The sequence below is a fragment of the Devosia psychrophila genome, from assembly GCF_000971275.1.
In the GTDB taxonomy this organism is placed as follows: Bacteria; Pseudomonadota; Alphaproteobacteria; order Rhizobiales; family Devosiaceae; genus Devosia; species Devosia psychrophila.
The window spans coordinates 1-21,602 of the sequence record NZ_LAPV01000132.1 but is presented as its reverse complement, the minus strand read 5'-3'; the positions used below and the strand labels follow the sequence as shown (position 1 = coordinate 21,602).

Genomic DNA, 21,602 nt, shown 5'->3' with positions numbered 1-21,602 from the left:
CATGAGCAAGCTGGAAGGCAAGGTTGCCATCGTCACCGGCGGTGCGCGCGGGCAAGGCGAAGCAGAAGCGCGGCTGCTGGCCCTATCGGGTGCGGCCGTCGTCATCGCCGACGTGCTTGAAGCGGAAGGCGTAGCGCTGGCGAAGGCGCTCACGGACGACGGCCTTGCGGCGAAATTCGTCCTGCTCGACGTCACGAGCGAAGAGAGCTGGGCCCAAACACTCGAGCTTGCACGCAGCTGGAAGGGCCGGCTCGACATACTGGTCAACAATGCGGGCATCATCAACCGCACGACCGTCGAAACCACCAAGCTCGATGCCTGGGAGCGCGTGCTCAAGGTCAACCTGACCGGAGCCTTTCTGGGCATCCAGGCGGTCAGTGCATTGATGGCCGAAAGCGGTGGCGGCGCCATCGTCAATATCTCGTCCAATAGCGCATTTTCTGGCCATTACGACCCGGCCTACACCGCCAGCAAGTGGGGCCTGCGCGGGTTGACGCGTAGCGCGGCGATGGAACTGGTCAGCAAGGGCATTCGCGTCAATGCGATCTGCCCCGGGCTGGTGGTTACCGGTCTTAATGCCAATAGCCCGCATCTCAAGCCGATGATCGATATCACCCCGATGCGCCGCAGCGGCAAGCCGGAAGAGATCGCCGAGCTAGTGCTATTCCTCGTCTCGGACACGTCGAGCTTCATTACCGGCGAAGACTTCGTGATCGACGGAGGCTTTACCGCAGGCGCAGCCTATCGGCACGTCGCTAGCGAAACGGGCATTTATCAGGATTGATGCCTGGCGGCGTGGCGGAGAGTTTCGTTACGCCGCCAGCCAACTCGTGCCGACGACTGGCAGCGGAATGGCGTCGATCAGCGCCCTCGTATAGGCATGCTGCGGCGCAGCGAACACGCTTTCGCAAGACCCTTCCTCCACTACGACGCCACCATTGAGCACATAGACCCGGTGGCATAGCGCGCGGATGACCGACAGGTCGTGGCTGATGAAGGCCAGCGCCATGCCAATTTCAGCGCAGAGTTCTTTGAGCAGTACGAGAACGCGGGCCTGGGTGGAAACGTCCTGCCCCGAGACAATCTCGTCGGCGAGGACAAAGCGCGGCCGCAGCATCACGGCACGGGCAATGCCGATCCGCTGACGCTGCCCGCCGGAAAGTTCGTGGGGATAGCGCGCCAGCACGGTAAGAGGCAGGCCGACGCGTTCAAGCACGGCAGCAGCCGAAGCAGCCGCCGCGGCCTGATCAAGCGCGATGCCATGGAGCAGAATAGGACGCGTCAGGATGGTGCGGATGGTGTGCCGCGGGTTGAGCGAACTCATCGGATCCTGAAAGATCATCTGCATATGGCGCCGCAAGGCCAGGGCCCCGTCGGGCTGGGCATCGAGCGGATGACCGGCAAACAGCACCTGTCCTTCAGTCGCTGGAACAAGGCCCAGCAGCGCGCGGCCGAGAGTGGATTTGCCCGAACCAGACTCCCCGACAATGCCGACTATCTCGCCTGCATCTATCCGAATATCGACGCCGCGCAGCACTCGCGTGGATGCGTTGGCGGGCCCCCATAGCGAACGACGGGCAGCATAGTCGACCGTCAGGCCACGCGTTTCGACCAAGGGCTCAGCCATGCTGGACTCCATCGAATTGCTGGATTTGGGCATAGCAGGCGGCGATGACTGCATCGTCGATTGGATTAAGGCCAGCCGCGGGATTGTCATAGCGCGGGCTCGCTGCGAGCAAGGCGCGGGTATAGGCGTGGCGCGGCGCATTGAAAATCGTAGCTGCCGTGCCCTGCTCCATCACCTTGCCCTGAAAAAGCAGGGTAACGTCGTCACAGATCTGGGCAACAACACCAAGATCATGGGTGACGAAGACGACCGAAGTGCCGTGCTCGGCCTGCAGGCGCTTCAGCAGTTGCAGCACCTGTTTTTGCACAGTGGCATCGAGTGCCGTCGTGGGCTCGTCGGCAATCAGCAGCTTGGGCTCGATGGCGAAGGCTGCGGCGATCAACACGCGCTGGCGCATTCCCCCAGACAGATGATGCGGGAATTGATCCATGACGCGAGCGGGGTCGCGAATGGCAACGTGATCGAGCAGTTCGAGGGCGCGAGCCCAGGCCGCCTTGCGATTGAAACCCTTCCACATGCGCAGGCTATCGGTGAGCTGATCGCCAATGTGCCGCCCGGGATTGAGCGCAGTCAGCGGATCCTGCGGGATCAGCGCAAGCTGGGAGCCGATCAGGATGCGCTTGTCGCGCTCAGGAATCTGCACCAGATCTTTACCGTCCAGCATGACGCGGCCGGCTGTAACGACGACGCCGCCCGAGACAATACCGAGGACGATCTTGCTGATCGTGGATTTGCCGGCGCCGCTCTCGCCTACCAAACCATGAATGGTGCCGCTTTCGACCTGAAGCGATACGTCGCGCAGGATGGGCTTGCCGTCGCGCCGGGAAACCGCGCTGAGATTTTCGATGGATAGAAGCGCGCTCATCGCTGCATCACCGGATCAAGGCTGCGACGCAGTCCGGCGCCAAGCTGGTTGAAGGCAAGCACTGTGGCCAGCAGCCCGGCCAGCGGCAGGGCGAAGACCCACCATGCCTGGTAAATGATGCCCCGGCCTTGGGCGATCATGCCGCCCCAGGTAGGCGTGTCCGAGGAGACCGAAAGGCCGACGAAGGACAAAATAGCCTCGATGACGACGGCTAGCCCCAGCTCAAGGGTGAAGAGTCCGAGGACGACCCAAAGCACATTGGGCAAAATTTCCCCGGCGAGAATGCCAAGGCGCGAGAAACCGAGGACCGTGCTTGCGGTGACATAGTCGGCCTGTCGTTGAGCCATAGTCTCGGCACGCACGACGCGCGCAAAGCGCGTCCAGTCAATGATGGCAATCGCGATGATCACGGAATGCATGCCGGAGCCCAGGATGGCGACAATGAGGATCGAAAGCAGCACGGCAGGAAAAGCCATCCAGATTTCGATGAGACGGGACACGACGACGTCGATCCAGCCACCGAAATAGCCGGCGAGCAGGCCGACCACCGTACCGACCGTAGCTGCAATGGTTGCGGCAACAAAGGCGACTGTCAGTGCGATGCGCGTGCCATGAATGAAGCGGGAGAGGACATCGCGGCCCAGATCGTCAGTGCCCAGCCAGTAGCCCGGCTCGGTGCCGGCCATGCCCACCGGGGGGAGCGAACCAAGCATCAGATCTTGCGCCAGCGGATCATGCGGCGCGATCAGGTCGGCCCCCAAGGCCAGAATGATTAGCAGGAGAATAAAGCCACCGCCGACGGCGACCTTTGGATCGCTAAACGCTGCTGCTACAATCGGCTTCCAGTTTTGGTGAGAAGCGGCCGTGATGGTCACATCAACCATGACGAAGCCTCGGGTTGAAGGCCACCACGGCAAAATCGACGAGCAGATTGATGAGAATAAAGATGACGCCGAACATCAATACAAGGCCCTGAATAAGGGGGAAATCACGGTTGACCACGGCGTCAATCGCCATGTTGCCCAGACCGGGATAAGAGAAAATCTTTTCGACGATGACCGTGCCGCCGATAAGGAAAGTAAATTGCACACCGGTCAGCGCTAGCGTTGGTCCGATCGCATTGCGCATGGCTTCGAAGAGGATGAGGCGCAGCTCGCTCATGCCCTTGACCCGGGCCAGGGTCACATAGTCCTGCATCATGGCTTCGCTCAACGCCTCGCGTAGCACCCGCGCAATGATACCAGCCAGCGGCAGCGCCAAGGCGAGCACCGGCATTGTCATATGCCGGGCCAGATCGGCAGCGAGGTCAAAACGGAATATAAGTAACGATTCCAGCAAACTGAAACCAGTGCGAAAATCGGTTGTTAGAGACGGGTTAATCCGGCCGGACAGAGGCAGAACGGGAAACGCCACGCCGAGTGCGAGTACCAGTGCCAGAGCCCAGACAAATTCAGGAATTGCGAGCAGCACGCCATTGACGCCGTCGATGGCTCCGGAGGCCCAGTGTCGCCGCCAGAGTGTGCCGATAATTGCGATAAAACCACCCAGGACCATGGAAACCAGCAGCGCCATCAAGGCCAGTTCGATGGTTGCCGGCAATCGCTCGAGCAAGAGCTGGCCGACATCGATGCGGCGGGAAATCGAGGTACCGAAATCACCCTGCAGCAAGCTGCCTAGCCAAATCCAGAACTGATTGATGAGGGGTTGGTCCAAACCGTAGCTGGCGCGAAGGCGCAGAATGTCGTCAGCCGTCGCGCCAGGGCCGATCATCATTGCGATAGGATCGCCCGGTGCTACACGCAACAGCCCGAAGACCACCACGGCGACGCCAAACAGGGTTACGGCGGCCATGCCGGCTCTTTTAGTAATCAGCCCGATCATGGTCTTTCCTCCGGTGCAACGCGGCATGGCCAATGGCCACGCCCCGCTGCAACCATCATGCCTTAGAGATTAGCGACGGCTGCAATGCCCCGGATGTGTTGGGGATGACGACAAGCGTCGACTTGAACAGGATAGGCTGCACATACTGCAAAAGCGGGATCACATAACCCTCTTCGGCGATGTATTTGTCGACTGCTTTCCAGCCAGAAATTCGCGCTGCCTCGTCTTTTTCCGTCCACAGCGGACCGATCATCGCATCGAGGTCCTCCGTGTCCCAAACCGAGTGCGGCGTCGGGCCAAACATAGCAAAGCCGGTCGAAGCGGAAGCATCCCCAATAGCATCGCCCCAGTTGTAGAATGCAGCGGGAGCCAGCTGATCGGCAGCACGCAGTTCGTAGTGCTTGGCGATCTCGTAAACCTCGATCTCGGCCTCGATGCCCACCTTGCGCCACATGCCGACGATCGCCTGGATCATCTCATAATCCTTGGGCTTGAGCCCGCGGGTGGTCTGGATCGGGAAGCGAACCGGATTGGCCGTCGAGAAGCCGCTAGCCGCCAATAGTTTAATGGCCCTGGCTTCATCGAAGCCAACCTTGATCGATGCGTCATAGGCTTCGTATTCGGGCGTTTGCAGAGTATCGATCGGAATGCCGTAGCCGTGCAGCAGACGATCGATGATGGCCTGCTTGTTGATCGCATGGTGAGCGGCCAAGCGAACATTCTTGTCGAGCATCGGCCCGATATTATTAAGGAAGATCATGCCGATATCGGAAATCGGCACGGCAACGCCGTCCAGACCTTCGGTTTCGCGCAGGCGATCATAGTCTTCGTAGGAAACTTCGAGCGTTACATCGGATGCGCCGCTCTCGATTTCGGCGGTGCGGCTCGTGGCGTCTGTCACGAACTTGAAGATCACCGTTTCGAAGTTGGGCTTTGCGCCCCAATAGTTCGGATTGGCCTTGAGGCGCAGGAAGGCATTGCTTTCGAAAACGTCGACCATGTAGGGCCCAGTGCCGATCGGCGCCTGGTTGAACGCCTCGGCGCCCACCTTTTCGAAATAGGCCTTGGGCAGGACGTAGCCGGTAAGGAAGGCCATCCATTTGAAGATGGTGGGATCGAAGGCGACTACGTCACCGTCGATGCGGTTGCCATCAACCGTGAAGTTGCCGATCGAAGCCCAGACACCCGATACCGGGTTGCCATTGGCAGGGTCGCCGGCGCGCTGCAGCGACCAGACGACGTCTTCGGGCGTCAGCGGCGTGCCGTCATGCCAGACAACGCCTTCGCGAACGGTCATCGAGACCTTGGTCTTGTCGTCGTTGAAGCCCCATTCGGTAAGCAGGCCGGGCTCGAAGGCCAGGTCGGGGCCCTGACCGATATATTGATCGAAGACCGTGCAGTAGATTGCCTGGATCGTTGGATTGACCGCCGACCCACCGGTGGTGGGGTCGAAGCTGGGCAGATTGACGTTGAAGGCAATTGTTAGCGTATCAGCATCCTGCCCAAGGGCCGGAAGAGTGCCCGCCAAAGCGGCGGCGACGATGCCGGCTGAGCCGGCGGCCAGAAACGTGCGACGTTTAAGCATGGTAACGATGTCCCTCTCTGCGTTCCCACTAACGTCCCGCGAGCTCCATTCCCGCAACTGAGACGCTAATAGTTGATACCTAAACATATTGCTTAGCATGTAACTAGAGGGATTTTTGCGCGCCGCTTTAACGCGCTGCATGCTCAAACATTGTGCATCCAGTACATAGACTTAGCACTAAGCCACGCCTTACGTTCAAGTGTCGTTAGGCGCACGACAACCCTTCAAGACGCGCTAATTACCAGATATTTGATGGCCGTTTGACAGCGCCTAACTTTTGGATAAATATGCAAATGCATATATATTGGCGACTAATTCAGTCATGTTTCGCTGGATCGTCGCACTGGTTGGGAGAGCCGCATGGCCGAACGCTCATTTGCCCGCGAAGTGGAAGATCTCAAACTGGGCGCTGGCGAGGTGTTCCGCGGAGAAGGAATCCTGGCGATCACCAAGGCATTGCTACAGTCTGGCGTTGCCTACGTCGGCGGCTACCAGGGCTCGCCTATCTCCCACCTGATGGACGTGCTGGCCGATGCCAAGCCGGTGCTCGATGAACTGGGCGTTCACTTTGAATCCTCGGCCTCGGAAGCAACCGCTGCTGCCATGCTGGCGGCCTCGGTCAATTATCCGCTGCGCGGCGCGGTCACCTGGAAGTCTACCGCCGGTACCAATGTCGCCTCGGACGCATTGACCAATCTGGCCTCGAGCGGCGTCAAGGGTGGCGCGCTGATCATTCTCGGTGAAGATTACGGCGAAGGCTCGTCGATCCCGCAGGAACGCAGCCATGCCTTTGCGATGAAATCGCAAATGTGGCTGATCGATCCGCGGCCGAACCTGGAATCAATCGTCAAGTCTGTGGAGGACGGCTTTGCGCTTTCCGAAGCGTCCAATACGCCGGTCATGTTGACGGTTCGCATTCGCGCCTGCCACGTGCATGGCCAGTTCATTGCCAAGGACAACAAACGCCCGGCTTATTCGATGAAGGAAGCGTTGGAAAACCCGATTCGCGACCTGAGCCGGATTGTGTTGCCGCCGATGTCGATCACGGTGCATGACAAGGAAAAGCTGACGCAGCGCTGGCCTGCCGCGGTGAACTTCATCCGCGACCAGAAGCTCAACGAGTTCTTTGGCCCGGACGAAGGCCCCGTCGGCATCGTGCTGCAGGGCGGCATGTATAATTCGGTGATCCGCGGCCTGCAGTTGCTGGGTCTGGCCGATAGCTATGGCGGTACATCTATCCCGCTCTATGTGCTCAACGTCACCTATCCACTGGTTGACGATGAGCTGGCGCGCTTCTGCCAGGGCAAGAGCGCCGTGCTGATGGTTGAAGAAGGCCATCCGGACTATATCGAGCAGGCGGTCAATACCTCGCTGCGCCGTCGCGATATTCAGACGCGGGTGGCGGGCAAGGATCGGCTGCCCATGGGCGGCGATTATACCGCTGCGGTCATGATGAAGGGCATTGAATCCTTCCTGACGGAATTTGCGCCGCCGCTGCTGGGCAATCGCCCGCCCATTCCAAGCGCCGACTTGGTTTTGGCGAGTCCCGAAGTGAAATCGCTGGCCGACGTGGTGCCCGCGCGCCCGGCAGGCTTTTGCACCGGCTGCCCCGAGCGACCAATCTTTGCTGCCATGAAGCTGGTCGAAAAAGAGATGGGGACGCACCATATCTCGGCCGATATCGGCTGCCACCTGTTTTCGACCCTGCCACCGTTCAATATCGGTGGCAGCACGATGGGCTATGGCCTCGGCCCGGCCTCCGCTTCAGCCTTTAACGTCGATGCCGACAAGCGCCCCATCTCGGTAATGGGTGACGGCGGCTTCTGGCACAACGGCCTGTCGTCCAGCGTCGGCAACGCCGTCTTCAACAAGCATAACGGCGTCATCATGATCGTCGATAACCATTATGCGGCGGCGACCGGCGGGCAGGACATTTTGTCCTCGCGGGCCAATAATCCGCTGCGCTCGACCAACAATTCCATCACCAAGGCAGTCAAGGGGATCGGTGCAAAGTGGGTGCGCCAGATCGATCGCACCTATGATGTCGGCAAGATGCGCGACACGCTCAGGGCGGCACTGACCTCGACCGAGGAAGGCCCGAAGGTCATCGTCGCCTCGTCCGAATGCATGCTGAACAAGCAGCGCCGTGAAAAGCCGCTGTTCTCCAAATCCGTCAAGGACGGCAAGCGCATGGTGCGCGAGCGGTTCGGCGTTGACGAGGACACCTGCACCGGCGATCACGCCTGTATCCGGCTGTCCGGCTGCCCTTCGCTGTCGCTCAAGCATCTCGACGATCCGTTACGTGACGATCCTGTGGCGGCGATCGACAATTCCTGCGTCGGTTGCGGCAATTGCGGCGAGGTTTCGGAAGCGGCCGTGCTGTGCCCGTCGTTCTATCGCGCCGACATCATCTACAATCCGTCGCGTACTGACCGCATCGTGGCTCGTGTCCGCTCTGCCGTGATCGGCTTCTTTCAGCAGCGTCGCCGGGTGCGCCGCGTGAGCTTTGTCTGAAATAGCCATGAACACATATGAACGTCCGATAACATTGGCCATTCTCGCGATGGGCGGCCAGGGCGGCGGCGTCCTGGCCGACTGGGTCGTATCAATGGCAGAGGCGCAAGGCTGGGTCGCCCAATCGACGTCGGTGCCGGGTGTAGCGCAGCGCACCGGGGCGACGATCTATTACGTCGAAATGCTGAAGCCCAGTGACGGTCGATCGCCGGTGCTGTCACTGATGCCGACACCGGGCGATGTCGATATCGTGCTGGCGGCAGAATTCATGGAAGCTGGTCGCTCTATGCTGCGCGGTCTCGTAACACCCGACCGTACGACGCTAATTGCTTCGACCCACCGTTCCTATGCCGTGGGTGAAAAAGAAGTGCCCGGCGACGGCATCGGCGATCCGCTGGTGGTGGTTGCAGCGGCGGGAATTGCGGCCAAGCATACGATTGCCTTCGACATGCAAACCCTGGCCGAAAAGAACGGCAGTGTGATTTCTTCGGCACTGTTTGGTGCCTTGGCCGGCGCGGCCGTGCTGCCCTTTGAGCGCAGTGCGTTCGAAGACGCAGTGCGCTCCGGCGGTAAAGGCGTCGATGCCAGCCTGCGGGCCTTTGGTGCTGCCTTTGAGCGGGCCCGGAGCGGCGCCACCGAGCCTGTTGTTCGACGCGTTGAAAGCAAGATGGAAATGCCGCCCCGGTCGGTCGGCCAGCAACAGTTGGACGCTCTCCTTGAGCGCCTGCATGCCAACCTGCCCGAGAATTTGCGGCCCATGGCCTATGCCGGTTTGAGCAAGGTGGTAGACTGGCAGGACGCACGCTACGGCAATGAGTATCTGGATCGACTGGAGGCGCTGCATGCGCTCGATGTGGAAGCCGGTGGCGCCGCACATGGCTTTGCCTTTACCGATACTGCTTCCAAATACCTTGCCAACGCCATGGCCTACGACGACGTCGTGCGGGTTGCCGACCTCAAGACGCGCGCCAGCCGGTTCGATCGAGTCCGCCGTGAGGTCGGCGCGCGCGAAGAACAACTCGTCTACACCACCGAATACATGCATCCGCGCATGGAAGAAGTTGTGGGCAGCATGCCCAAGAGCATGGGCAACTGGCTGATCGCCAACAGGCGCCTGTATGACGGTATGGGCCGGTTCGTAAACAAGGGCCGCCGCGTCCGCACCGGAACCGTGTTCTGGTTCATGGCGCTTTACATGGTCTCGGCGCTCAAGCCCATGCGCCGCGGCATGCTGCGTCATAGCATCGAGATGGAGCATGTCGCCCATTGGCTCGATGTCGCCAAGGGTCAGTTGCCGTCCAATTATCCTCTTGCGGTGCAGGCACTCGCGACACGCCGGCTGGTCAAGGGTTACTCCGACACCCATAGCCGAGGCGAAGCAAAATTCGATCGGGTGCTTTCAGCTGTGCCTATGCTCGCAGGGCGCACCGATGGTGGCGAGTGGCTTGCTAGACTGGTACTGGCGGCCTTGGCAGATGAGGCTGGCAAGGCACTTGAAGGTGCGCTCTCCACCGTGCGGAGCCTCAGCGACTAGCAACACTCAGTCGGCCGGCACTTCGTCCGCCGTCGTGTCGCCTTCGAGACGCCGGTGCATATTGCGTAGCACTTTGTGCATGGTGTCGATGAATCGATCGTATTCTTCAGCATCGACACCCTCGAATAAATCGGCGTATAGGCTGTAAAGCAGGGGCCAAGACTCCGCGAAGGCCGCCCGGCCCAAGTCGGTGATGTAGAGTTCGCGTACCCGCATATCATCGCTGCGCGACTGTCGGCGGACATACCCCTGCCCTTCAAGCGCATCGAGCGTACGGCTCATGGTGGATTGCTCGACCACGGCGAGATAGGCAAGTTCATTCACCGTGAGGCTTGGCGAAATTGTCAATATCGACAGCGCGCGCATCTTGGCAGTCGTCATGCCATTGCTTTTGAGCACATCCTGGAGATGGGCATTGTAGCTGGCCGATAGGCGGTTGATCAGATAGGGGGCGAACTGGTTGAGACCGATCTCGCCCAGGCTAGGCAAGCGACCATCGCCGGTCTGACGCAACGAGCCCATAAAGTACTTAGCCACCGAGCAAGACCTCTTTTAATGCATTGAGCTGGGCTAGGCCTTAGCCCAGCGCCTTGCCGACTAAATAACCCGAGCCGCCGCCCAGGCCGGGACCAGGATGACTGGCCGCGCCGATGTGGTAGAGGCCGCGGACATGAGTAGTGTGGTTGACGGAGCTCTTCAAGGGCCGCCAGATGAAGAACTGGTCGACGCCGCAAAAGCCGCCATACGGGTCGCCACCCACCAAATTGACGTTCATGCGCTCAAGATCGGCTGGCGAGAAAGCCGCCCGCTTGATGACGGCAGTGTCGAAATTGGCAATGTGCTGGCGCAGGATGGCATCGATTCGGTTGGCGTAAGCTTCGCGGATATCTTCGGTCCAGCGCCCGTCGGCGCCAATGGCAATTTCGCCGGCCGCATCACCCTTGATATGGCGGGGCGCTTCGGGGAGTTGCAGCCACAAGATCGCGTGCCCGTCCGGTGCCCGGCTGGGGTCAAGCGCCGTCGGTTGGCCGACGCAGATAGTGGGGACGGCTGGCAGCAGGCCGCGTTCGGCCTCATTGGAGGCGCGCGACACTCCATCGAGACCGGGGGTCAGGTGGATCAGCGCGACGTTTTCGAGACCCGGAGCAATCCACTGCGGCGCTTCGCGCAACGCGTAGTGGATCTGCATGTCGCCCTTGCCGTAGCGAAAATTGGCGACGCTTTCGGTGACTTCGGCTGGCTTTGGCTGGCCCGCCAGCAGCCGATCATAAAGCTGGGATGGCGCGACGGAGCAGATAACACCCTTGCTCGCCGTGAGTGTCGTACCATCGACAAGAGTCACGCCGGATGCTGCCCCCTTGCTATCGAGGATAATGGACGCGACATCGGAATTGGTGCGTATCTGGCCGCCCTGCTCGGCAACCAATCCGGCAAAGGCGTTGACTGCATTGACCGCTCCACCCTTGACGATGGGAGCCCCAGCCGCTTCCAGCGCAAAGCCGATGACCTTCAGCATCTGGCCCGAATAGGCGCTTTCGGGGTTGAGCCCGCAATGCAGCACCCATGGTGCAAACAGCGCCCGGACCGCTTCAGAGCGATAGCGCGTCTCAAGATATCCGCGGGCGGGAACCAGTGCCTCGCCAGCGAAATTGGCCAATCCGCGTGCGCCGCGCTTCCAGAGTTCCTTGCCGATCATGCGGAGCGTGTCGAGCGACCAGAGACAGCCACCTAACAGGCCAAAAACAAATCCTGTATCGCCGCCAAAGCGATCCATCTCGCGCTGAAATGCTGGGGCATCGGCAGCATCGGCAGCGGCAAAAGCCGCGAGGTTTCGCGCACGATCGGTAGTGAGCACGAGGCTCGAATTGTCCGGCCGTACCACGGCAGTCGGGGTATCGGTATGACAAAATTCAAGACCGTGGCGGGCCAGATCGGACGCCAAGGCCGCATATGCGGGCGAGGTAATGAACAGCACAAAGGTCGTCGCCATGATGTCATGGCGGAAACCCGGGACTGTCACTTCCTCGGTGAGCAGACAGCCGCCGGCCACCGCCTCGCGCTCAAGGATCAGGACGCGATTGTTTTTCTTGCCTAGCATGGCGGCCGCGACCAGCGCGTTGATGCCGCTCCCAACGATGATGTAATCAGCGTCCGCCATGATAGGTCCCGAAATTAGCCGCGTGGCACGATAGCGAAAGCGCGGACTGGACTGCCGGTGCCACCGACGATCTTGAGTGGAGCGATGACCAGCATCGCGCCAGTTGGGGGCAGCTTGTCGAGATTGGTAAGGCTGGCCAAGCCATAGCGGCCAGCGCCCAGCAGCAGGTTGTGTGCGGGGAAAGGTGGATTGAAGGTAGCTGCGTTGCCGGCATCGGTACCGACGCATTCACTGCCGAAGCCCAATGCGCCCTTTTCGACAAGATACTCGACGCAATCGACGCTCGGCCCCGGGGTATGCGAGCCGTTTTCGTCAGCATTGAGGAAGGCTTCCGTGCTGGTATTGCGGTGATACCAGTCAGAGCGCAGCACGACCCATGTGCCCGGCTTGATCTCGCCGTGCTCGGCTTCCCATGCCTTGACGCGTTCTGCGGTCAGCAGGAAATCGGGGTCGCCGGCGACTTCGGTGGAACAGTCGATGACAGCGATGGGCGCGACAAAGTTCTTCACCGGCACGGTATCGGTGGTGTTTTGCGGCAGATCCTTGCCAGAGATCCAGTGCGAAGGCGCATCGAAATGGGTGCCGGTATGTTCCCCGAGTTCCATCCAGCCCCAGGCCCACCATGGGCCGTTCTGGTCGTAGGCCGAGATCTCGTGCATCTTGAACTTGGGCGTGTTCTTGGCAAAGTCCGGCGGCAGATAAAGCAGGGGGGTATCGGGACCCAGCGGGGCAGTCAGGTCAACGACCTCGATGCTGCCATCGACCAGGGCAAGGGCCAGACCAGCCAGTGTTTGTTGCGCGCTCATCATCGTCTCCTACACACGTTTTTCGTTGCGGTATTTGGCTTGCCGCCATGCCACTCAGGCTCGAAGGTTACGGCAACTGCATGGACATGCAAGAGCGAAAGTCCCCGAAATGGAGCGGTTAGGCAGATATTTTAGGTTCGAAATATTGGCAGTTGCATATTCTTGAACGACTATGCGTCAACGCGTTTCCGAGGAGCTGACATGTCCGAATATGATGCAATCGTGGTGGGTGCCGGCGTTAACGGATTGGCCGCCGCGGTCCATCTTAGCCAACGCGGCTGGCGGGTGCTGGTGCTTGAGAAGTCCGCCAAGCCGGGCGGCGCAGTACGCACCGAGGAAATCACCCTGCCCGGCTATCGCCACGACCTTTATGCGATGAACCTTTCGATGTTTGCCGGCTCCGCTTTCTATGCCGAGCACAAGGCATCGCTCGATGCACAAGGCTTGGCATTCGTGCCGGCCAGCGACAGTTTTGCCAGCCCTTTCCCCAATGGGTCGTGGCTGGGTGTCAGCACCGATCTCGATACGACGGCTGCCCGCATTGCGGCGATCTCGCCGGCCGATGCAGCTACGTGGCGGCGGATGGCCGCCGACTTCGCGACCGAGGCGCCATTCATCGGCGGGATCATGGGACAGCCCATGCCCTCGCTAGGGGCCGTACGCCTGCTGGTGAAGGCTTGGCGCGAAAAGGGTCTCGACTGGGTGCGCGACATGGTTCGCCTGCTGCTGTCCTCGCCCCGCAACTATCTCGACCCGCGCTTTGAGAGCGCCGAGGTGCGCGCCTTGATGGCGGCCTGGGGCCTGCATCTCGATTTCGGACCCGATGTGGCCGGCGGCGCGGTGTTTCCATACCTCGAGTCCATGGCCAACCAGAACTTCGGCATGGTGATCGGCCAGGGCGGCGCCGATACGATCATCAAGGCGATGGTCGGCGTCATCGAGGCGGCGGGCGGCACGCTGCGCTGCAGTGCGGAAGTCGCGCAGGTCACGCGAAGCAATGGCCGCGCGTCGGGCGTCACATTGAGCGACGGCACCCAGTTAGCTGCAAAGCGCGCGGTTATCGCCAATACTCACCCATCGCTACTGGCAAATAAGCTGGTTCCCGGCATCGACAAACGCTTCGCCAAGGCTGCGCGAGATTTCCGCGCGGGCCCGGGCGCGATGATGATCCATCTGGCGCTCGATAGCCTGCCGGACTGGTCGGCCGGAGAAGAGTTGAAGCGCTTCGCCTATGTTCACCTGGCTCCCAGCTATGACATGATGAGCGCGGTTTATCATGAGGCAATGTCAGGTCTTTTGCCCCGCGAGCCGGTGCTGGTCGTGGGCCAACCAACTGCGCTCGATCCGGCGCGGGCCCCCGATGGCAAGCACATCCTTTGGGTGCAGGTGCGCGTCGTGCCATACGACATCGTCGGCGATGCGGAAGGCGTGATCACTGCGCGGGATTGGGACGCAGCCAAGGGGCCATATAGCGAACGCGTGCTGGACCTGATCGAGCGCTATGCGCCCGGCTTGCGCAGCAAAATCCTCTCGTCCACGGTGATCTCCCCGCTCGATCTGGAACGCTCCAATCCCAATCTGGTGCGTGGCGACTCCCTGTCGGGCAGCCACCATCTCGACCAGAATTTCCTATTCCGGCCGGCTGGTGGCTGGTCGCGTTACCGTACCCCGGTCAAGGACCTCTACATGGTGGGTGCCAGCACCTGGCCCGGCGCCGGCACTGGCGTCGGATCAGGCTACATGCTGGGCAAGATGCTGGCGCGCTAGCTGTGCTGCAGGATGGCGCCCAGCGCGTCATTCAGTTGCGAGATCTCCTTGTGCGTATTGTAGTGCACGAGGGAAATGCGCACGGCGCCGCTTGCCATGGTGAGGCCCAACCGCGCCATCAATCGCGGGGCGAACATATGACCGTCGCGCACGCCGATATCGCGATCAGCCAGCTTCTGTGCAAGTTCGCCGGGAGCCATGGCAGCAAAGTTGAAACTGACCGTGGGCACCCGGCCCTGACCGCCTTTGGTAATTCCGTAAACGGTAGCGCCATGGCGATGCAGCACGTCCAGCAAGGACTGGGACAGACCAATCTCATACTGCTGGATTGCCGTCATGGCTTTGGCGATGGCGGCTCGGCGTGACAGCGTCACCCCGTCATTGAGGTCCTGCCCGAGCTGCTCCAGATATCGCACCGCGCCATCCATGCCGGCGACGTTCTCGTAGACGAAAGTGCCGACCTCGATCTTGTGCGGCGGCTCGTTGGGGATGAAGTCTTCCTTGAAGGTCGGTAGTGCCCGCAGCAGGTCAAGCCGGCCCCAGAGAAAACCCATATGCGGCGAGAATGTCTTGTAGCCCGAGCACACGAGATAATCGCAATCCCACGCCTGCACATCGACCAGGGCATGGGGTGTGTAATGTACGCAATCGACGAAAAGCTCAGCGCCGGCCTCATGGGCCAGTTCGCTGACTGCCGCGATGTCCACCAGGGTTCCCAGAGCATGGGACGCGGCGGCGCAAGCTACAAGGCGCGTGCGTTCGTTCAGCAATGGCACCAAGTCTTCGACATGCAGCGTGCCATCATCGCGCATATGCCAGAACACGCATTTGGCGCCCAATGGCTCAAGGGCCAGCCAGGTGGACACATTGGCGTCGTGATCGAGATCCGTGACGATGATCTCGGTCCGCTCACCCAGAGTCTGGCCGATGCCGAGACTGACCAGGCGAATGAACGAGGTAGCATTCATGCCGAAGGAAATTTCGGCAGGATCATAGGCATTGACCAGCAGCGCCACGCTTTGCCGTGCGTCCGCGATCCCCGCATCGACTGAACGGCTGAGGCCATATTTTGCGCCGCGCTGGACGTTATGGGTGAGCAGGTGGTCGTGTACCGCCGTCAACGCCAGGTCGGGCAGTTGAGCGCCTGCAGCGTTGTCGAAATACAGGTGGTCCCGGTTGTAGGCGAGCGCGGGAAAGCGATCCCGAACCGCTTGGATCGGGAACAGTTTGTCTTGTGCCAAGATAAAAAAATCCTAGTGGATGAGCTGGCTGAGAAAGACGCGGGCGCGTTCGTTCTGGGGTGACTTGAAGAACTCTTCGGGCGGCGCCGTCTCACAAATCTCGCCGTGATCCATGAAGATGACGCGATCGGCCACCTTGCGCGCAAAGCCCATTTCATGGGTCACGACCAGCATGGTCATGCCATCGCGCGCCAGCGACACCATGGTTTCGAGCACTTCGTGGACCATTTCCGGATCAAGGGCAGAGGTCGGCTCGTCGAACAGCATCAAATTGGGCTGCATGCACAATGAGCGGGCGATGGCGACACGCTGCTGCTGGCCGCCAGAAAGCTGGCTCGGAAATTTGTGCGCCTGCTCAGCAATATGAATGCGGGAAAGGTAATGCATGGCCATTTCCTCGGCCTGCTTGCGGGGCACGTTGCGCACACTCATCGGTGCGATGACACAGTTTTCCAGCACACTTAGATGGGGAAACAGATTGAAGTGCTGGAACACCATGCCGACGTCCTGACGGATGGTGTTGAGTTGCTTGAGGTCGCCTGTCAGGGTCACGCCGTTGACTGCGATGGTGCCGCTGTCGTGCTTTTCGAGCTGGTTGATGCATCGGATCATGGTGGATTTGCCCGAGCCCGAGGGTCCGCACACCACGATGCGCTCGCCCCGCGCCACTTCGAGATTGATCGAGCGGAGCGCGTGGTAATCATTGTACCACTTGTTGACGTCGGACATTTGCGCGGCCAGCGGGGCCGGAGACGAGGTCATAACAGAGCCTTTTGCTAGCGGGCTACGGCGCGCTGGTTGCGTGCTTCGAGATATCCGACGAGGCGTACCAGCGGCCACAGAATGGCAAGGTAGATCAGCGCGGCGCCGATCAGCGGGGTCGGATTGGCCATCATGGCCTGCGCGTCATTGGCCTGCTTGAGCAGATCCGGCATGGCAACCACCGAAGCCAGAGCGGTATCCTTGAACACCGAAATGGAATTGCTGGTCAGTGGTGGAATGATGACGCGAATGGCCTGTGGCAGAATGATCTTGCGCATCGACTTCCAGAACGGCATGCCGAGGCTGGCCGCGGCCTCGAACTGTCCCTTGGGCACGTTCTGAATGCCGGCGCGACATACTTCGGCAGTGAAAGCCGCCAGCACCATCGACAGCGCCATCGTCGCCGAGGTGAATGAATCGAGGCGAATGCCAACAAAGGGCAATGCGTAATAGACGAGGATCAGCAGCACGAGGATTGGCAGCGCGCGGAACACGTCGATGTAGAGGATGGCCAATAGCTGGATCGGACGAACTGCATAGAGCCGTACCAAGCACAGCAGCAGGCCAGCAATCGTGCCGATGACGATGGTGACGCAACCCAGCAGGACGGTATTGCCAAGGCCCCGCAGCAGGATCGGGAAGGCGCGAACCATCACGTCCCAGTTGAAGAAGGTATTGATTAGTTCCATGGCAGCGGCCCAGCCCCAGTGCGCGCCATCAGACGGCGCACTCAATGTTCGAAAAAGGTTCGGCGACGCCGTCGCCGAACCTTGGAATGATTATTCGGCAACCGGCAGCGGCATCACAGTGACCGTGCTGGTACCTTCGTCGGCGGCAACGCTAAACCACTTTTCGTGGATGGCGGCCAGGGTTCCGTCTTCCTTCATAGCCGAGATGGCGTCGTTGATCTCGCCGAGGACCGGCAGGTCCTTCTTGGCCATCATGGCGAAACGTTCACCGGTCGGAATGCGAACAAGGATCGACAGCGTCGGGATCTTGCTGATGGCATACTGGAAGCCGGCCAGTTCGCCCGCGCCGCCTTCGATACGGCCGTTCTGCACGTCGAGCAGCAGATCCTGCTGGGCAGCATAGCTGCGCACTTCGGCAATGCCGAGCGCTTCGGCGTTTTCATTGGCCCAAGCTTCGCCAGTGGTGGCAGCCACGACGCCGATGACCTTGCCCTTGAGATCTTCCAGCGTCTTGACCGACGACGAAGCCAAGCCAACGATGGTGCCGTCGCTGTCATAGTAAGGCTGGGTGAAAGACTGGCTCTGCAGGCGCTCGTTGTTGATCGAGATCGAGGAGATGGCAAAATCGATGCGACCCGAGCTGGTGGCAGCGAACAGTGCCTGGAAGCCGAGCTCCTGGAATTCGACTTCGCGGCCGATGCGCTTGGCAGCTTCAGTGGCGACGTCGACTTCAAAACCCTCGAAGACCCCGGCGTCGTTCTTGAATTCCCATGGCGGATTGGCGGCATAGGCGCCGACCACGATCTTGTCCTGTGCCCAAGCGGGCGTCGCGAAAGCCGCGACGGCGGCAAGCGCCAGCATTGCGATGTGCTTCTTCACGTCTGTTCTCCTTGTTATGCCTTGGGCATAGTCCCTGACGACACGTCTAGCCCGATACGGGCCGCAACCGGCTCACGCCGGAATAAAAGTTGATCCAGTGCCTGGCACAGCCGGGCGACGTCGCCGCTGTCGGTCACGGCACCAGGCGACAGGCGCAGCGTGGTCCCGCGCGCGTCACAATAGAGCTGGCGGCTACGTAGCTCATTGATTATCTCGTCGGCCACAACGCTGCCGGGGAGTCCGATCATGACGCTGCCGCCACGCTGTGCCGCTGCCTCGGGCGAGGCTAGGCGCAGGCCACGGTCCCTGCCCCAACCAATCAATTGTTCGCCCATTGCGCGGTTTTGCGCGGCAATGGCTTCTACGCCGGTTTGCTCGACCCACAGAAGGCCGGGCAACGAGGCAATGCTGGCGAGGATGGCGGGTGTGCCGTGATCGAAACGGCGCGCATCCGGTGCATAGGCAAATGCATCGAGGTCCCAGGAAAACGGATTGGGCTGGCTGAACCAGCCACGCAATTCTGGAGTGCACTGACCAAGCAGGGCTGGCTTGACGTACAAAATGCCAGCGCCCGAGGTGCCACAGAGCCACTTGAGTGAGGTAGAAACGACAAAATCAGGATCAAGCTTTGCCACGGAAAACGGCACGACGCCGACGCCCTGGGTAATATCGACGCCCACCAGCGACCCCATCGACCGGCCATGCGCAATGAGGCGTTCTAGGTCGCAACGATAGGAGGCCGTCGAGGTGACCTGGGTGAGTAGCGTCAGCGCCACATCGGCTTGCCAGCGGGCGATCACATCTTCGTCGCGCACCCAGGTTTCGCCGGCCCGCAGCGGCACGGTTTCCAAAGTGAAATCAAAGCGCTCGGCCAGACCAGCAAGCAAGAAATGCAGGCTCGGAAAGCAGTCGCCAGCAACCAGCACACGGCGCGCCGCCAGTGTTCCTTCAGGCAGCGCACCCAGCATGGTGTAGAGGCCGCTTGTGACATTCTCGGTCGTGGTCAGTGATCCTGCCGGCGCAGCAATCAAGCGTTCCCAAGCCGAGATAAAGGCCTGACGCAGTTGCAAAGCCGCCGGCCACTGTCCGTCATTCTCGGCCGACCAGACCTCGGCAAAGGAGCTCAATTCCTGCGAGACGGCCTTAGCCTTGCCGGGGAACGTGCCGATCGAATGGTAGAGAAAATAGCCGCCCATCTGCGTTAACTGCCAGTCCTTGGGATTTTGAGACGCCTGCGCCCGCCGCAATTAGTTTAGACTTAAACCTACCACGCTCAAAGACAAGCGCGATTTGATCAAATCCCACAAAAATGCCGAAATGTAAGGCAGGTTCAGTTTCTGCCGTCAAATCGAACAGATAGTTTATTTATATATTTCAATGTGTTGAGCCGAAACTACGTACTCGCTTCGCATTGCATCGAAATTTCCTGTTGGCAAAGTCAAAGTTTTGATCACACCTTCGCTGGCGATTGTGGGTGCTCCCCTGCTGCGAAAGTAAGCCGGTACGCGAGGCGATTGGGAACGAAATGCAAAGATCGACCAGCCTGGACCCGTCGGAAAGCCGGGCCAAGATTCAGGACAATGTCTACAGCGGCCTGCGTGAATCCCTGATCGAAGGGCGTTTCGATGCTGGCCAAGTCCTGACCATGGCAGCCTTGGCTAATGTCTACGGTACTAGCCTGATGCCGGTGCGAGAGGCTTTGCAGCGTCTGGTTGCCGAGCAGGCGCTGATCGTGTTGCCCAACGGGTCCGCGGTCGTTCCACACATCAATATCGAGCGCCTTGACGATATCTGCCGGGCACGGGTGATCCTGGAACGCAGTGCGGTGGAAATTGCTGCGCCAAATATGACCAGCGACAATATAAGCGACCTTGAGAATATTGCGGCCCAGCATCGTGAGATCGGGGGCCTTGAGGGTGCCTATACCATGCTGTCGATGAACCGGCGGTTTCACTTTCAGCTTTATAGCTATGCCGGTTCGAGCTCGCTGCTGCAGTTGATCGAAACCCTGTGGCTGAGCATGGGCCCGTACATGCGCTTGATGTCACGCAATATCGAAGCGCAGATCATGGGCGGCGACCCGATTTATGCCGGCACCCACGACGATATCGTTGATGCGCTACGAGCGCACGACACCCTGCGCGCCGGAGACGCCATCACCGCTGACATTCGAGCCACGCAGGCACTGCTTCACACCATACTCGCCAAATCGACGCACGAGCGTTGAAGTCCGGAACGGGCGATCCTGGCTCCTCAATGGTAGTGGATGACTTGGCGTGCCAATTGTCTTGAGCACGGGCCGTCTAGGCTGGGTAGCTCACTAACTATGCCACTTTTGGCTAAACCAGAGTCAATGATTTACGCGTCCGCCTTTGTCATTGGATGCAGGCTGGCGGCGTCGGAAGCAACATGTCGAAACACAGAAGCCAGCGCTAGGTTAGACGAAAATGATGACGTTGGGCCTCTTTTGATATCTGACAATATTTAAATTCATACCAGCGCAACCCCTACACCGGCTGAGGATTAGGGCCTAGCCACGCACGCACGATCCGTGACGCGCCCCGGCAGGAATCCTTACATGCGCGGATATCCAGCTGACGATCAGATCGTCTCGCAGATCGAGACGGTACGTACAGCTTTGCCCACTTGGGTAATCAGTACGGTCGAATTGGTTGAGCTTGCAGAAAATGCTGAACGTGCGGCGGTCCACATCAATGTGGAGACGGCAGACCGCTCGCGCAAACTCATAGTCGAGGTTGCAGAATGGCAGCAAAAGCTCAGCGAGTGGCAAGGTCTTGTATTATCACCACGGCTCAAAGCGGAGCTACGCATTCTCAAGGCAACTTTAGATGCTTCGATGGATGAGGCAAATGCTGCCGCAGCAGAGCTGAAGCTATTCGAACAGAGGATACGATGATGAGCGAAAAGAAACCAATCGAGAAAACTTCCGCTCCTGACCTCAAGGATATTGAACCAGGCAGCGACGCTGAGGCAACGCCAGTTCCTGAAGTTGGAAAGACAACGGCCGACCCCAAGAAAAAGAAGCCAGATTGACTGGTGGTCAACTTCGGCTAGGTTGGAGTGGACCCCATTTTACCTGACAGTTCGGCGGTTGGGTTTAAGCACTGAGGCGGATGAACTGGCGGGGCGATTTGAACTTCAGTCCCGAGTGCGGGTGGGATTGACAATAGTCCTCCATCCATTCCGGCAAAGACCAGGATGGTATCGGTGTCGGGCAGGATATGGGTCGAGGCGTAATCGCGTTTGAGGGTTTCGACCAAAGACTCGGACATG

General features: G+C 60.0%; 21 protein-coding genes. 7 read left to right on the top strand and 14 right to left on the bottom strand.

Features of this window, described 5'->3' with window-relative positions:
- The first annotated feature begins 1 nt into the window (after position 1).
- Positions 2-784, top strand: a complete 783-nt coding sequence (locus tag WH91_RS13495) for an SDR family NAD(P)-dependent oxidoreductase (protein ID WP_244542456.1) — start codon at positions 2-4, stop codon at positions 782-784.
- Between the two features lie 27 nt (positions 785-811).
- On the opposite strand, the gene WH91_RS13490 is transcribed toward WH91_RS13495, so the two are convergent.
- From WH91_RS13490 to WH91_RS13470, 5 genes are read right to left on the bottom strand one after another with little or no spacing between them, the layout of a single operon-like run.
- Entirely contained in the window at positions 812-1,627 is an 816-nt protein-coding gene (locus WH91_RS13490) for an ATP-binding cassette domain-containing protein (RefSeq protein ID WP_046171539.1), read from the bottom strand.
- Complete coding sequence (locus WH91_RS13485; protein ID WP_046171538.1) at positions 1,620-2,492, bottom strand: ABC transporter ATP-binding protein; 873 nt, start codon at positions 2,490-2,492, stop codon at positions 1,620-1,622. The genes WH91_RS13490 and WH91_RS13485 overlap by 8 nt, the downstream gene beginning before the upstream one ends.
- Positions 2,489-3,376: an ABC transporter permease gene (locus WH91_RS13480; RefSeq protein WP_082102167.1), complete on the bottom strand. Its 888-nt coding sequence runs from the start codon at positions 3,374-3,376 to the stop codon at positions 2,489-2,491. The genes WH91_RS13485 and WH91_RS13480 overlap by 4 nt, the downstream gene beginning before the upstream one ends.
- Positions 3,369-4,373: an ABC transporter permease gene (locus tag WH91_RS13475; protein ID WP_046171537.1), complete on the bottom strand. Its 1,005-nt coding sequence runs from the start codon at positions 4,371-4,373 to the stop codon at positions 3,369-3,371. Before WH91_RS13475 ends, WH91_RS13480 begins: the two co-directional genes overlap by 8 nt.
- A gap of 55 nt (positions 4,374-4,428) precedes the next feature.
- Entirely contained in the window at positions 4,429-5,958 is a 1,530-nt protein-coding gene (locus WH91_RS13470) for an ABC transporter substrate-binding protein (protein ID WP_046171536.1), read from the bottom strand.
- Positions 5,959-6,318: 360 nt separating this feature from the next.
- Between WH91_RS13470 and WH91_RS13465 the strand changes: the two genes are divergently transcribed.
- Together WH91_RS13465 and WH91_RS13460 are read left to right on the top strand one after the other, a co-directional pair.
- Positions 6,319-8,472: a ferredoxin family protein gene (locus WH91_RS13465; protein ID WP_046171535.1), complete on the top strand. Its 2,154-nt coding sequence runs from the start codon at positions 6,319-6,321 to the stop codon at positions 8,470-8,472.
- Positions 8,473-8,479: 7 nt separating this feature from the next.
- Complete coding sequence (locus WH91_RS13460; protein ID WP_046171534.1) at positions 8,480-10,006, top strand: indolepyruvate oxidoreductase subunit beta family protein; 1,527 nt, start codon at positions 8,480-8,482, stop codon at positions 10,004-10,006.
- Between the two features lie 6 nt (positions 10,007-10,012).
- On the opposite strand, the gene WH91_RS13455 is transcribed toward WH91_RS13460, so the two are convergent.
- The 3 genes from WH91_RS13455 to WH91_RS13445 are packed head-to-tail and all read right to left on the bottom strand — an operon-like array spanning position 10,013 to position 12,970.
- The gene (locus tag WH91_RS13455; RefSeq protein ID WP_052952831.1) at positions 10,013-10,543 is read right to left on the bottom strand and encodes a MarR family winged helix-turn-helix transcriptional regulator; all 531 of its coding nucleotides are present in this window, start codon (positions 10,541-10,543) and stop codon (positions 10,013-10,015) included.
- Positions 10,544-10,583: 40 nt separating this feature from the next.
- Positions 10,584-12,164 (bottom strand): phytoene desaturase family protein, encoded by a 1,581-nt coding sequence (locus WH91_RS13450; RefSeq protein WP_046171532.1) that lies wholly within the window; start codon positions 12,162-12,164, stop codon positions 10,584-10,586.
- A gap of 14 nt (positions 12,165-12,178) precedes the next feature.
- On the bottom strand, positions 12,179-12,970 hold the full coding sequence (locus WH91_RS13445) for a cyclase family protein (protein ID WP_046171531.1): 792 nt from the start codon (positions 12,968-12,970) through the stop codon (positions 12,179-12,181).
- Positions 12,971-13,171: 201 nt separating this feature from the next.
- Here WH91_RS13445 and WH91_RS13440 point away from each other — a divergent pair, with 201 nt between their 5' ends.
- The gene (locus WH91_RS13440) at positions 13,172-14,737 is read left to right on the top strand and encodes a phytoene desaturase family protein (protein ID WP_046171530.1); all 1,566 of its coding nucleotides are present in this window, start codon (positions 13,172-13,174) and stop codon (positions 14,735-14,737) included.
- Here the strand turns inward: WH91_RS13440 and WH91_RS13435 are convergent.
- From WH91_RS13435 to WH91_RS13415, 5 genes are all read right to left on the bottom strand, one after another.
- The gene (locus WH91_RS13435; RefSeq protein WP_244542457.1) at positions 14,734-15,978 is read right to left on the bottom strand and encodes a cysteine desulfurase-like protein; all 1,245 of its coding nucleotides are present in this window, start codon (positions 15,976-15,978) and stop codon (positions 14,734-14,736) included. The two genes, WH91_RS13440 and WH91_RS13435, sit on opposite strands and share 4 nt — an antisense overlap.
- Before the next feature lie 12 nt (positions 15,979-15,990).
- Positions 15,991-16,740, bottom strand: a complete 750-nt coding sequence (locus WH91_RS13430) for an amino acid ABC transporter ATP-binding protein (protein ID WP_046171528.1) — start codon at positions 16,738-16,740, stop codon at positions 15,991-15,993.
- A 14-nt stretch (positions 16,741-16,754) separates the two neighbouring features.
- Positions 16,755-17,429: an amino acid ABC transporter permease gene (locus tag WH91_RS13425; protein WP_046171527.1), complete on the bottom strand. Its 675-nt coding sequence runs from the start codon at positions 17,427-17,429 to the stop codon at positions 16,755-16,757.
- Between the two features lie 90 nt (positions 17,430-17,519).
- The gene (locus tag WH91_RS13420) at positions 17,520-18,290 is read right to left on the bottom strand and encodes an ABC transporter substrate-binding protein (protein WP_046171550.1); all 771 of its coding nucleotides are present in this window, start codon (positions 18,288-18,290) and stop codon (positions 17,520-17,522) included.
- A gap of 32 nt (positions 18,291-18,322) precedes the next feature.
- A complete protein-coding gene (locus WH91_RS13415; protein ID WP_046171526.1) occupies positions 18,323-19,504 on the bottom strand; it encodes an aminotransferase class V-fold PLP-dependent enzyme in 1,182 nt (393 codons plus the stop codon).
- Positions 19,505-19,833: 329 nt separating this feature from the next.
- Here WH91_RS13415 and WH91_RS13410 point away from each other — a divergent pair, with 329 nt between their 5' ends.
- The 3 genes from WH91_RS13410 (at position 19,834) to WH91_RS24680 (ending at position 21,362) form a co-directional block, all read left to right on the top strand.
- Positions 19,834-20,535 carry a GntR family transcriptional regulator gene (locus WH91_RS13410; RefSeq protein WP_046171525.1) on the top strand — a complete coding sequence of 234 codons (702 nt, stop codon included), beginning with the start codon at positions 19,834-19,836 and terminating at the stop codon, positions 20,533-20,535.
- A gap of 351 nt (positions 20,536-20,886) precedes the next feature.
- The gene (locus WH91_RS13405; protein WP_046171524.1) at positions 20,887-21,225 is read left to right on the top strand and encodes a hypothetical protein; all 339 of its coding nucleotides are present in this window, start codon (positions 20,887-20,889) and stop codon (positions 21,223-21,225) included.
- Positions 21,225-21,362, top strand: a complete 138-nt coding sequence (locus tag WH91_RS24680; protein ID WP_158409566.1) for a hypothetical protein — start codon at positions 21,225-21,227, stop codon at positions 21,360-21,362. The genes WH91_RS13405 and WH91_RS24680 overlap by 1 nt, the downstream gene beginning before the upstream one ends.
- A gap of 17 nt (positions 21,363-21,379) precedes the next feature.
- On the opposite strand, the gene WH91_RS25110 is transcribed toward WH91_RS24680, so the two are convergent.
- A partial coding sequence (locus WH91_RS25110; protein ID WP_210165778.1) for a hypothetical protein occupies positions 21,380-21,602 on the bottom strand: 223 nt, incomplete at its 5' end.